This window comes from Streptomyces sp. GL_141 (assembly GCF_057834385.1).
The window spans coordinates 134140-146354 of the sequence record NZ_CM174402.1 but is presented as its reverse complement, the minus strand read 5'-3'; the positions used below and the strand labels follow the sequence as shown (position 1 = coordinate 146354).

Here is a 12215-nt window from a genome sequence, read left to right as displayed (position 1 = left end):
GTCCGTAGCGTCGTTGCCATGTGGAGAAACGGGAAGAACGGAACCGGCGGCAAGCGCCGGATGGCGCCCTGGAAGCGGGCGCTGCTGATCCTCGGCTCGCTGGTCGCGACCCTCGCCTTGGTCCTCGGTGTGCTCTTCACGTGGCTCTACACCGGAGCCAAGGTGTCCACCGTCGGCGCGGTGGACTTCCACACCCCCCTCGCCGTCCCGCCCCTCGCGGCGTCCACCGTGGAAGCCGACGGAACGCGCGTCTTCGACCTGCGGATGCGGACCGGGGAAACCGAATTCACCGCCGGGACCAAGACCCCCACCTGGGGGTTCAACGGGAGCCACCTCGGCCCCACCCTCCGCGCGGCGAAGGGGGAGAAGGTCCGGGTGAAGGTGGCCAACGCCCTGCCGGAGGCCTCGTCCGTCCACTGGCACGGGATGCACCTGCCCGCCGCGATGGACGGCGGCCCGCACCAGATGGTGCCGGCGGGCGGCAGCTGGGCCCCGGAATGGACGGTCGAGCAGCCGGCCTCGACGCTCTGGTACCACCCGCACCCGCACGGCGCGACCGAGTCGCACGTCCAGCGCGGTCTCGCGGGCCTGTTCCTCCTGGACGACGCCCGGTCGGCGGCGCTGCCCCTGCCCAGGACCTACGGGGTCGACGACATACCGGTCATCGTCCAGGACGTGTCCTTCGACGGCGCGAAGTTCGACCACGGCCACAAGCTCATGCGCAACGTCGGCTTCCTCGGCGACCGGACGATGGTCAACGGCACCCTGGACCCGTACGTCACCGTGCAGGACGAACTGGTCCGGCTGCGCCTGCTGAACGCTTCCACCGCCCGCGTCTACACCTTCGGCTTCGACGACGGCCGGGAGTTCCGGCAGATCGCCTCGGACGGCGGCCTCCTCGAAGCCCCGCACACGACCGACCGGCTGCGCCTGTCGCCGGGGGAGCGCGCCGAGGTCGTCGTACGCATACGGCCGGGCGAGCGGACGGTGCTGCGCTCCCACCCCCTGGACGCCGGCCTGGACTTCTGGAACCAGCGCTTCGGGGGCGGCGACGACTCCTTCGACGTGATGCAGCTGCGCGGGGCCCCCACCCTTCGGCCGTCGGCCGAGCTGCCGGAGGCGCTGGCGCCCTCGGAGCTCCCGACGGGCGAGGACTCGGTACGCGGCCGCTTCTTCGAGCTCAAGATCTCCGGCATCAACGGCCGGAAGATGGACATGTCCCGCGTGGACGAGACGGTCACCCGCGGCACGGCCGAGACCTGGACCCTGCGCAACAACGACGGGATGCCGCACAACTTCCACGTCCACGACGTGCAGTTCCGCATACTCGACATCAACGGTGCAGCCCCGCCACCGCCGTTGCGCGGACCGAAGGACACCGTCTTCATCCCGTCCGGTGCGACGGTCCGCATAGCCCTGCGCTTCGAGGGTCCCGCAGACCCGGACACCCCGTACATGTACCACTGCCACCTCCTCTACCACGAGGACGAGGGCATGATGGGCCAGTTCACGGTGGTGGAACCGGGCCGGCCGACACACCCCCCCAAGCTCCCGCCCACCCCGGGCACCCACCAGCACTAGGCAGTGTCTGATGGCTCTTTGATGAGGTCGCGGAGCCAGATCACGATGGCTGCTGTGGCCAGGGTGCCGTTGAAGATGTAGTCGCGTTTGTCGTATCGAGTCGCGACGGCCCGGTGCTGTTTCAGCTTCCCGATGCAACGCTCGACGGTGTTGCGCTGGCGGTACTGGTCGCGGTCGAAGGCTGGCGGTCGGCCGCCGGCCCGGCCGCGCCTGCGGCGCTTCGAGCGTTGGTCGTCCGGCTGCGCAATCGTTGCTTTTATCCCGCGTTTGCGCAGGTAGGAACGGTTGGCACGGCTCGAGTAGGCCTTGTCGCCGCGGGCTCGGTCCGGCCGGGTTCGGGGTCGCCCGGGCCCGCGGCGGGCCAGGTTCAGGGCTTCCATGAGTGGGATGAACATCGGGCTGTCCCCGCGCTGGCCCGGCGAGGTCAGCCAGATCAGGGGGCGGCAGCGGTCGTCCGCCAGGAGGTGGACCTTGCTGGTCAGTCCACCCCGGGAGCGTCCCAGGGCCTCGCGGCCCTCTGGATCCACACGCGTGCCGCCCCTTTTTCGGGGTGGTCGGCCGGGGCCGCGTGCCGAGCCCCGGCCGCGTGCTGGTGGGCCCGGCAGGACGTGGAGTCGACGTTGACCGCCCACGAACCATCCGAGTCCTGGGCGGTCGCATCGGCTCCGGCTTGCAAGGCACGCAGGATATTCGACCAGGTGCCGTCCGCTGACCAGCGGCGGTGGCGTTCGTAGACGGTCTGCCAGGATCCGTAGCGTTCGGGCAGGTCACGCCAGGGAATCCCGGTCCGCGTCCGGTAGAGCACACCGTTAACGACGGTGCGATGGTCGGCCCATCGACCGCCTGGGATACCGGTTTCCGGCAGCAGCGGGGCTATCCGATCCCATTGAGCATTCGTCAGTTCATGCCGACGCACCATGACCGACTCTTGCCCGGACCAGCCGGAGATCCACCATCCGAGCAAGAGCCATCAGACACTGCCTAGGCCCGTGCCGCCCTCGAAGGCTGCCCGGCAGCGGGAAGGATCCGGCCTTCGGAGCTGTTCGGCACTAGTAGTGATCCGAGCAAGTGCCGAGCAGAGGGGCGAGCCTGTGTCAGAGCTGTTCACCGAGGAGACGCGCAAGCTGCTTGACGGGAGGAACTTCGCCACCGTCGCGACCCTGAACCGCGACGGCGGACCTCAGACATCCGTGGTCTGGATCCTCAGGGAGGGGGATACGGCGCTCTTCTCCACCACGGCCGGTCGGCAGAAGGCGCGGAATCTCGAACGGGATCCACGGATCAGCCTCACGGTCTTCGACACCGAGAACCCGTACCGGTCCGTGGACATCCGCGGCACTGCGGAACTGATCGACGACCCGGAGAAGTCGTTGCCGCGCACGCTCTCGCAGAAGTACCTGGGCGAGGACCCGCCGGCCGAGCCGGAGGAGGTGGTCCGGCTGATCGTCCGGGTGACCCCGCGGAAGGTCACGGGCTTCTCCGTCTGAGGCGCTCGGCCGCACTCGGCGCCTGTCGAGGAGCTCCTGATCGCCGGCCTAAGGGCGGGCATCCCAGCGGTGGAGCAGGGATCCGTCCCGGCCGAACACGTCCATCAGGTAGCCCTGGGTCGTGGAGAGCTGTTCGAAGCGCGTGAGGTACGAGAGGACGGAATCCCGCTGCTTCTCGAAGAGCGCGTTCCCCGAATCGGTGTGGGTGGTCCGGAGGATCAGGAGCGGAGCCCCCTCGGGGCCCTCTTCCTGCTGGATGGCGTACACGGTCTCGTCCCCGCCCGCTCGCTGGTACCGCTCGGCGAGTTCCCGTGCGGCCGACGGCGCGGCGGTGGTCGTCACCGTCGGCCCGGCCGTCGGGACGGCACCTTCCCGCTCCGTACAGGCCGTCAGGAGCAGCGCGCAACCGCCGATCAGGGAGACCGTTCGTATCCGCGTCCGTATCCGCATGCTGCTCCTCAACTCGCCGACCATGGAACCCCTATTGGCCCGAGCATCGCACCTGGGTGTGACGGAAGGCCAAGCGGGCTCCTGCCGTCCTGCAGGCCGTCTACTGTGCGGACCACGGCCGAGCCGCCCATCGTGGCGACCTGAGGAGGAATCCTGTGGCATCGCAGTACGACCCCGAGCACGCTCCCGCGGGTGATGTGGGCGCAGCGCTGTTGATGATCGATTCCCGGCTCAAGGGCATTCACGACGGCAAGACCGGGAGGGACCCCGAGCAGCAGGCGCTGATCGACCAGTACGCCTCGTCGCTCGGCCCCAGGGAGGCCGACGACCTGCTGGACGGGGCGTGCACGCTCATCTACATGTTCATGATGTGGCTGCGCAAGGCCCACGAGGAGCACGGCAAGGACGTCATCGAGTACGTCGTGCCGAACATCGTCGCCACGATGCGCATGATGCCCAGGAGCGTGCGCCCCGAGGCCATCCCCACCATGGCCGGACTCGTCATCGCTGCGGGCACCGGCCTGAGCCCCAACCTGTGGCGCAAGCAGTACGGAGACTGGACCGAGGCGGAGATGAATCCGCTCGAAGCCACCGCCTTCCTGCTCGCGGAGTACATCAACCGCATGACCGGCGACCCCGACTTCGCGACCCGTCTGATCACCAAGGCCCTGGCCGACGCGGAAGGGGCCTGACGTGCGTCACCCATTCCCCGCGCGAGCCGCTCTGGGGGCGATCATCGGGTTTCCGTGATGTGGTGCTGGGAGCGCCGATGAGTTTTGCCGCGACCGGCTGTCTACCCCTGTGGAAGACGGAAACCCCAGCAGCCGCCCCGGAAAGGGTGAGGAACATGAAGTACATGATCCAGATGAACGTGCCTGCCGCCGAGTGGGACGCCATCATGTCGTCGTACTCCGAAGACGACATGAAGGCCATGTTCGCCCACATGGGGGCCCTCAACGAGGACATCACCGCCGCCGGGGAATGGGTGGACGGACAGGGTCTCGGAGGCCCCTCGCTGGCCAAGACCGTACGGGCCGGAAGCGACGGGAAGCCGCAGGTGACCGACGGGCCGGCCTACGAGGGAACCGTCCTGGCCGGATACTGGCTGGTCGACGTCAAGAGTGAGGACCGCGCCCTGGAGATCGCCGCACGGGCGTCGGCCTGCCCCGGCCCGGGAGGGAAGCCGGGTAACGACCCCGTCGAAGTACACCCGATCCCCGGAGACCCGACCCAGGCCTGAGCCGAGCGGCCCCGGCTGCGCCTGGCACACGCCGTCGCATACCCCAAGCCTCCCGCGCCCCCCGCACCCCGCCATCCGGGCCCCGGCGCCCGGCTTCCGGGCCGGACACCGGGGCGACGACCCGGGCGTGGCGGAGGGGTCAGACCATCAGCAGCAGCCGGGTGTTCGATACGAGCTTCCGGTTGACGCTGGTGCTCTGGACGAAGATCGTGAACTCGTCGTTGTGGTCCGGCTTGACCCGCGCCTCCACGGCCGGCAGACCGAGCAGGGCCCGGGCCTCCGGCCCCGTGTACACCCGGTCCGTCTTCTTCTCCAGCACCGCGATCTGCTTCTTCGCCTGGATCTTCTCCGGCTTGCTCAGCTGGTAGAACGCCCCGCCCGTGCGGTAGGTGTGCCCGGATTCGACGACCCATTCCCGGATCGCCGCGTCGCGGTCCACCGGGATCAGCTGGTACGCGGAGGGATCCGCCGGCGTGAGACCGGCCGCCTTGATGGTCTCCTTGTTGACCGCCTCCGCGCCCGTGGAGAACACGGCCCGCGACCCCCGGATGCCCTTCGCCCGGCCCACCATGAACTTCTCGGTGGCGTCCTTGATGACCTGCCCGGCCTCCTCGAGACCCTGCGTGCTCGTGGCGTCCCAGATGGCGATGTTCTCCTTGGGGAACCCGCACTGCATGGCCTCGCGCTTGCCCATCTGGTCCGGCACGAGGACGGCCAGCGTCCAGTTGTCCTCCTGCGTCTCGATCATCTCGGCCACGGCCTTCACCAGTTCACGCTGATTGCGGGCCGGGGCGTCCGGGCAGCGGTGGCTGGCGTTCTCCTGCCCGTCGGTCAGCACGAACGTCAGGAAGCTGTGGTCGCCGTACAGCTGAGCCGTCTGCGCCAGCTCGCGCTGCGACTTCAGCGAGGCCGCCAGCAGCGCCGTCATGCCACCGGTGCGGTACAGCTGCTTCAGCGAAGGCATCCGGAGCACGTCCTTGTCGTAGACGACGCACTCGACCTTGTCCGCGAAGACGTACACCGTGACGCGGGTCTCCTGGTCCAGTTCGCCCGACCGGCGGGCCAGGTACGCGATCTGCTGGTCGGCGACCTCGACGACCTTGGCACTCAGGTGGGACATGGACGAACTGGCGTCCAAAACAAGAGCAACGTGGTTGATGTAGTTCTGGTTTCCGGACATGGAAGCTCCCCCTCGTTTCCGACTGGATGCTCCTACCGTCTCATCCACCACTGACAATCGATCATGGCTCCGAGCCCGGACGCAGGGGTCCCCGCCCGGGCCCGAACGGGGCCGCGCGACAGGTCATGTGACGTGTCGAAACGTTACGGCAGTGGCGTTCGAGTGAACGGTCGTTCCTGTCGGCTCCGCCGGGCGTTGAATCCGCTGACGCATCCGCACAGGGGAGCGTCGCCAGATCCTTGAGTCCTTAGGGGAACCAATGCGTATTCGCTCCGCCGTCACCGCCTCCGTCCTCGCCGCCGGTATCCTGCTGGGCGGCGCCGGCGCGGCCCTGGCCAACGACGGTGTCGACATCGACTACTTCTCGGGCGGCCACAAGGCCTTCTCGTCCAACTGCTCCACCGCGGCCGCCGTCCCGGCGCCGTTCGGCCCCGCCTACACCTCCTCCTGCGCGAAGGACGGCGAGGCGGAGTGGCTCAAGGGCGGCCACCTCGGCGCCAACTAGGGCCTGTATTGAGTCGTGATCGGTTTGTCGGATCCGCCTTCGCTGTGAGGGCGGATCCGGTAGTCCGGTACACATGACACGTGATCAACTGACGGACGACGAGTGGGGGTTCGTCGAGCCGTATCTGCCGGTCGGTGAGTACGGCCCGTATCCAGAGCGGCTGCGGCAACAGTTCGAGGGCGTGATCTGGAAGTTCCGCTCGGGAGCGCAGTGGCGGGAGATGCCGGGCCGATTCGGCGCCTGGTCTACCGTGCACAACAGGTTCAGGCAGTGGCGGGACGCCGGAGTTTTCGAGGCGCTGCTGGAGGGGCTGATCGCCGAGGCGGCCGGGCGGAGCAGGGTGGATATGTCGCTGGTCAGCGTTGACTCCACGACGGTCCGTGCCCATCACGACGCGGCCGGAATGCGTCTGGAGGAGGACGTTCTGGACGCTCTGGAAAAGGCCGCCTTCGAGGCGGAGGCGGCCCGGCAAAAGGGGGCGGCGCGACGGAACAAGACGGACACGGCGACGTCGCTGATCCCGGCCGGCCCGAACGGCGGCGCGTCCGGCGACGGCGCAAGCTCCGCTTGAAAGCTGCTTTGCTCGGGCGCTCACGAGGCGGACAGACCAGCAAGATTCACCTGACTGCCGACCGCAGGTGCCGGCCCCTGGCCCTGATCCTGACCGCAGGGCAGGCCGCGGACAGCCCGCAGTTCATCCCCGTGCTCAACAAAGTGCGGGTCCGCGGGCCCGTTGGTCGTCCCCGCACCCGGCCCGGCGCAGTCGCCGCAGATAAGGCCTACTCGTCCTGCGGCAACCGCGCCTACCTGCGCAAACGCCGCATCAAGGCAGTCGTACCGGAGAAGAAGGACCAGGCCGCCAACCGGAAGAACAAAGGCCGCAGGGGCGGCCGGCCACTCACCCACGACGCCGAGCTTTACAAGGAGCGGAACACCGTCGAGCGCCTGATCAACAAGCTGAAGGCCTGGCGAGGCATCGCCACTCGATACGACAAAACACCCGAGAGCTACCTCGCCGGCCTCCACCTGCGCGCCTCAATGATCTGGATCAAGGACCTCACCCGGACCGGCCCTTGATCACGACCGAATACGCGCCCTAGGACCGTCCGGCCCCGGCCGGCGCGCGGGGCGGTCGGACGGCGACGTCCACCGCCCCCGCGGTGTCTGTACGGTCAGCGGGTCCGGCCCCGCGCCGCGAGCCCGTGGCGTACGGCCAGGACGAGCACCGCCGTGGCGAGTACGGCGACCCCGCCCAGCCGCAGGATGGCGTCGTAGGCCTCCTCGGGCGAGCGCTGCGGTGTCATCGCCGAAATGCCCGCGGCCGTCCCGGCCAGCGCGATCGCACCTCCGGTGACCAGGAACGTCAGCAGCACCCCCGATGCCTCCCCGGCCCTGGCCGGAGGAACGAGCTGCTGAGTCGCCACGCTGGCGTAGGTCCAGCCCAGCCCGAGGCCCAGGCCGCACCAGGCGAAGACCGGTACGTACAGCCACCAGGCGGTGACCTGGGTCAGCGCGTACATGCCCGTGCCCGCGCCGATCCCGGCCAGTGCCATCACCGTGGTCGGCCGCATGTGCCGGCCCAGCAGCGCCCCGAGCGGCCCGCTGAGCGCCACGAGCAAGGCCGGGGCGAGGAATACCGTGCCGGCCAGCAGCGGCGAGAGCCCCCGTACGCCCTGGAGGTAGAGGGTGGCGAGGAAGACGGTGACTCCGTAGCCCATGTTCGTGAGCGTGCCCATCCCGGTGACCAGGACGTACGGGATGTCGCGGAACAGCCCCAGATCGATCAGCGGGTGCCGGGCCAGCCGCTCACGTACCAGGAACAGCCCGCCGCCCACCACCGCCACCGCGAAGCCGAGGAAGACGCGGGCACTGCTCCACCCCCAGGCGTCCCCGCGCTCCACGGTCAGGGTGAGGGCGGCCAGCGCACCGACGATCAGGGCGCAGCCGAGCACATCGAGCTCGCGCGGCGCCGCCGTATCGCGCGAGTCCGGGACGTACGCGAGAGCGGTGAGCAGCGAGACCAGGCTCAGCGGCGCCATCAGCCAGAAGATCCAGCGCCAGCCGGGCCCCTCGGTGAACCCGCCGCCCACGAAGGGCCCGATCGCGGTCCCGATGTTGGCGACGCCGAAGACGCCGCCCAAAGCCCTGGCGCGGGACTCCTCGGGGAAGGTGTTGGTGATCACCGACACGGCCACCGGGAACACGAACGCCGCGCCCACCCCCTGGGCGATCCGGGCCACGACCAGCGCACCGAGGCCGGGAGCCAGCGCGCAGCCCACGGTTCCCGCGGTGAACAGGGCGGTTCCGGCCAGCAGGGTCCCCCGCCGACCGAAGACGTCGCCCACCCGGCCGCCGATGATGAAGAAGCAGCCGATGGCGAGCATGTACGCGGACAAGGTCCACTGCGCCGCCGACACGGTGACGCCGAGCTCCGCCGCGATGCCGGGGATGGCGAGGTTGAGCGCGAAGAAGTCGAGCTGGATGCAGAACAGGGCCACGGCGACCGCGATGAAGGCCCCCTTCCGCGCCGCCGTGGTGGACCCTTCTGCACGCATGAGGAGCGTTCCTCTCTGCGGTCTGGCCTGCGGTCAGCGGTCAGCGGGGTGCCACGGCTCCGGAGTCCGGGGACTGCTGGAGTCCTGACGCGTCGACCGCCTCGAAGTCCGAACCCTTGAAGCCCTTGAGCGCGTTGAGCTGGTCGTTGTCCCAGCCGGGGTTCTCCTCGCCGGTCAGGTACCAGGCCGACCCGTTGTCGGCGACGATGGCCCCGTACTTCTTGAGCGCCTCGGCGACGGCCAGGGCCTGAGGGCCCAGGGCCGAGGTGTCCACCGAGCTCTTGAGCCGCAGCCGCAGTCCCATGGGCGGCAGCGAATCGTCCGCGGCGGCACCCGCCTGGTGCCGGGCCGGCCAGACGTAGCTCTGGTCCGTGCGGGGAACGGTCATCCGGATCGCGTGGTCGACCAGCCCGCCCGCGGCCTCGTCGTAGCGGACCAGCCCGGGCAGGATGGCGAGGCCGGCGGCGTCGGCCGAGGTCCAGTCGGCGGGCCGCAGCTCGTTGCTCCGCAGGTCGAAGACCGCGCCCGAGCCGGCGTGCCAGGCGTTGCCGCCCCGCGCGCTCGCGTTCCAGAGCTCGTAGGACTTGCACAGGGCGCGGTCCCAGACGACGACGTGACGGTCCCCGGTGCTCGCCGGACCGTTCTCGATCGCGGCGTCCTGCGGGATCCGGTACCCGGACGCGTCGCTCTCCTCGGCGATGTCCAGCGTGACCTTCGCTTCCGGCACCGTCGTGTCCGAGACGGTGAGGGGAATGCCGAAGGGCTCACCGTCGACGAGCCCCGCCCCGAAGTCCGGGTGCAGGGGCTCCGCGGCGCCGATCGAGGCGACGTACCGGGCCGAGTCCGGGTGTACGGGCAGTGCGTCCACGGGGGCGTGCCAGAAACTGTCCGGCAGAGCGGTCCGGCAGGAACCGTCCTGCGGACCGGCGGCGACCAGACACGTGGTGGCGAGGGCGGAGGCGACGGCGGCGATGGCGGGCATCCGACGCCTTGAGCGGAGTGTGGCTCCGTGCTTCGTCGCCATGGCCTCACCTCTCAGTGATCCCTTCCAGCGTAGGCACGTTCCGGCCCCGGTGCTCTGCGGCCCGGGGGACCCCCGCGTGCGGTGCTTCCGGCGGGGCCGGGGCGGCAGACGGGGCCCGGGCGGCGCGTGCCGCGCTCCTGGCGCCCCACGCGTGCTCCCGGTTGCCCGTTGTGGCCCGGAAAACGTTCTGCGTTCAATGAGATGGGCCGCGACCGAGCGCCCGTTCCGCGAGATACCGCCACCCAGGAGCGCGACGCATGCCAGGACCGCGGATGCAGGAAGCCGACCACACCGACGGCCTGGGCGGAAACGCCCCGCCGGAACGCCCGACCGTCCCCGCGGCCCGTTGCCCGGGCGGAGCCGATTTCGACGCACGCTCGGCGGAGTTCATGAGCCGGTTCGGTCTGGGCGGGGGGCCGGAGCGCAGCGCGCGGATGACCGCGGGGCTGAACCGGATCGCGGTGAGGATCGCACCGTACGCCGACCCGTTCGCGGCCCAGTTGCTCAGCGACCTCGCCGTCTGGGTGTTCGCCTTCGACGACCTCTGCGACGAGGACCTTCCGAGCCTCACCCCGGCGGAGATGCTCACGATGGTCGCCCGGCTCCAGCGGACGATCGAGGCCCCCGGGGTTCCCCTCGGCGAAGACCCCTTCGGCCTGGCCCTGCGCGACATCCGGCTCCGCGTGGATGCGGTCGCCACCCCGGTACAGGCCAGGAGATGGGTCGAGGCGATGCGCGGCTACTTCCTCGCCGAGGCCGGCACCGGCGCTGCCCCGACGGCGCCGGGAAGTCCCGAGGACGTGAGCGACTACCTGCTCACCCGCCTGCACTCCGGAGCCGCCCTGGCCGTACCCGTACTGCTGGACGCGGTCGGTGCCGCACTGCCCGCACCGCTCTGGGAGGATCCGCGGATCCGTGCGCTGACCGAAATGGCGGCGGGCATCGTCGTGGTCGACAGCGACATCCACTCCTTCGCGAAGGAGAGCCGACGCGGCAGCCGCAGCGGCAACTTGATCGCCCTCCTGGAAGGCCCGCACAGACCCGGACCTCGCCCCGGACCCGGGCAGGGGCTGCGAGCCGCCTCCGCGCTCCGGGACTCGATCATGCGCCGATTCCTGCACCTGGGGGAGCAGACCGCGAAGGCTCCGGCCGACCCGCGGATCCAGCGGTATCTGGACGCGCTCGCCCAGTACATCCACGGCGCACGGGACTGGTGCGAGGCGACCTCCCGTTACCACCCCGGGCAACCGGACGACGGCCACCACGAGCCCCGGGCAGCCGAAGCCGCGTACGGCCCACCGGACGACACCCCGCTCACACCCCCGCCGATCGCTTCGATCGCATGGTGGTGGGCCGTCGACGGCGCCCCGCCGGCATCTCCCTGAGCCGGGCCGCGTCGGGCCCCGGCCCGCGGCGAACCGCGCACCCGCCGCGCTCCGCCCCGGTGTGGGGGCGGAGCTCCCTCCTCAACCGCCGCTGCCGCGCCAGATGTTGTCGAAGGCCGCATTCTCGATGGCCCGGCGCTGCCGTACGCCCGCCAGCTCCACCAAGGCGTCGTTGACGGCGGCCAGGACCGTTGCGACGGCGTCGTCCGCCACGTCCGGAGCGTCCGAGCCCCCGTCGCCGCCGCCTTCGAGCGCCTCCGCCAGGAGCACGAGCACGGGTTCCTTCGACCGCCACCGCTCCTCGGCCTGCCGGCGGGCGGACGAGTCGGCGGGCACCAGCTCACCGGCCCGGAGGGAGAACCCGCGGCGGCGTTGCCGTACGAGCTGCCCCTCCTCCTCGAGGACGGCCTGATAGCTCGCGGACAGGCCGAGACCCCGGCGCCACAGCCAGTCGGTGACGGACTCGTAGGGCTCCTCCCGGACGAGCGACGCCGCTGCCGCGTCCAGCAGGGGATCACCCAGCGCCGCCTGCTCGCCGGGCACGATGTGATCGCCGTCCAGCCCGATGGCCCGGGCGGCGAGGAGGTCGACCGCCTCGGCCCCCGCGAGCGCGAGCGACAGGTCACCCTGTTCGGCGGACCGACCGGACTCCGCGTCCATGGCAATGATCAACAAGTCCCGCGGTGTGGTCATCAAGGGCTCCTCTCGTCCGTGCAGGCAGGGCGCCGACCCATTATCGATCAGCTCGGCCACCCGGGGACGGCCCGGACCCCGGCCGTTCGCAAGACGTCACATTCGCGCCCTGCCC

The 12215-nt window shown here is 70.3% G+C and carries 12 protein-coding genes and 1 pseudogene; 7 read left to right on the top strand and 6 right to left on the bottom strand.

Annotated elements, in window-relative coordinates; all coding sequences use genetic code 11:
- Positions 1-18 precede the first annotated feature (18 nt).
- Positions 19-1581: a multicopper oxidase family protein gene (locus AC3IX6_RS00620; RefSeq protein ID WP_489368183.1), complete on the top strand. Its 1563-nt coding sequence runs from the start codon at positions 19-21 to the stop codon at positions 1579-1581.
- Here the strand turns inward: AC3IX6_RS00620 and AC3IX6_RS00615 are convergent.
- Positions 1578-2500, bottom strand: a protein-coding gene (locus AC3IX6_RS00615) for an IS5 family transposase (protein WP_374323784.1) whose coding sequence is annotated in 2 segments (ribosomal slippage) — positions 1578-2152 and positions 2152-2500 — 924 coding nt in all. Because the reading frame shifts where the segments join, the coding sequence is not laid out codon by codon here. The genes AC3IX6_RS00620 and AC3IX6_RS00615 overlap by 4 nt on opposite strands.
- A gap of 172 nt (positions 2501-2672) precedes the next feature.
- Here AC3IX6_RS00615 and AC3IX6_RS00610 point away from each other — a divergent pair.
- Positions 2673-3068, top strand: a complete 396-nt coding sequence (locus tag AC3IX6_RS00610; protein ID WP_489368182.1) for a PPOX class F420-dependent oxidoreductase — start codon at positions 2673-2675, stop codon at positions 3066-3068.
- A 48-nt stretch (positions 3069-3116) separates the two neighbouring features.
- On the opposite strand, the gene AC3IX6_RS00605 is transcribed toward AC3IX6_RS00610, so the two are convergent.
- Entirely contained in the window at positions 3117-3518 is a 402-nt protein-coding gene (locus AC3IX6_RS00605; protein ID WP_489368181.1) for a hypothetical protein, read from the bottom strand.
- A gap of 155 nt (positions 3519-3673) precedes the next feature.
- On the opposite strand from AC3IX6_RS00605, the gene AC3IX6_RS00600 reads away from it, so the two are divergent.
- Together AC3IX6_RS00600 and AC3IX6_RS00595 are read left to right on the top strand one after the other, a co-directional pair.
- On the top strand, positions 3674-4210 hold the full coding sequence (locus AC3IX6_RS00600) for a hypothetical protein (RefSeq protein WP_489368180.1): 537 nt from the start codon (positions 3674-3676) through the stop codon (positions 4208-4210).
- 155 nt (positions 4211-4365) lie between these two features.
- Entirely contained in the window at positions 4366-4758 is a 393-nt protein-coding gene (locus AC3IX6_RS00595) for a YciI family protein (protein ID WP_489368179.1), read from the top strand.
- Positions 4759-4897: 139 nt separating this feature from the next.
- Here the strand turns inward: AC3IX6_RS00595 and AC3IX6_RS00590 are convergent, their stop codons facing one another.
- Entirely contained in the window at positions 4898-5938 is a 1041-nt protein-coding gene (locus tag AC3IX6_RS00590; RefSeq protein ID WP_489368178.1) for a vWA domain-containing protein, read from the bottom strand.
- Between the two features lie 259 nt (positions 5939-6197).
- Between AC3IX6_RS00590 and AC3IX6_RS00585 the strand changes: the two genes are divergently transcribed.
- A complete protein-coding gene (locus AC3IX6_RS00585) occupies positions 6198-6443 on the top strand; it encodes a hypothetical protein (RefSeq protein ID WP_489368177.1) in 246 nt (81 codons plus the stop codon).
- Positions 6444-6516: 73 nt separating this feature from the next.
- Positions 6517-7520, top strand: a pseudogene (locus AC3IX6_RS00580) (IS5 family transposase).
- A gap of 95 nt (positions 7521-7615) precedes the next feature.
- Here the strand turns inward: AC3IX6_RS00580 and AC3IX6_RS00575 are convergent.
- Positions 7616-8998, bottom strand: coding sequence for an MFS transporter (locus tag AC3IX6_RS00575; protein WP_489368176.1), 1383 nt, complete (start codon positions 8996-8998; stop codon positions 7616-7618).
- A gap of 40 nt (positions 8999-9038) precedes the next feature.
- Positions 9039-9980 carry a hypothetical protein gene (locus AC3IX6_RS00570; protein WP_489368175.1) on the bottom strand — a complete coding sequence of 314 codons (942 nt, stop codon included), beginning with the start codon at positions 9978-9980 and terminating at the stop codon, positions 9039-9041.
- A gap of 299 nt (positions 9981-10279) precedes the next feature.
- Between AC3IX6_RS00570 and AC3IX6_RS00565 the strand changes: the two genes are divergently transcribed.
- Positions 10280-11407 carry a terpene synthase family protein gene (locus tag AC3IX6_RS00565; protein WP_489368174.1) on the top strand — a complete coding sequence of 376 codons (1128 nt, stop codon included), beginning with the start codon at positions 10280-10282 and terminating at the stop codon, positions 11405-11407.
- 81 nt (positions 11408-11488) lie between these two features.
- Here the strand turns inward: AC3IX6_RS00565 and AC3IX6_RS00560 are convergent, their stop codons facing one another.
- Positions 11489-12100, bottom strand: coding sequence for a GOLPH3/VPS74 family protein (locus tag AC3IX6_RS00560; protein WP_489368173.1), 612 nt, complete (start codon positions 12098-12100; stop codon positions 11489-11491).
- Positions 12101-12215: the final 115 nt, after the last annotated feature.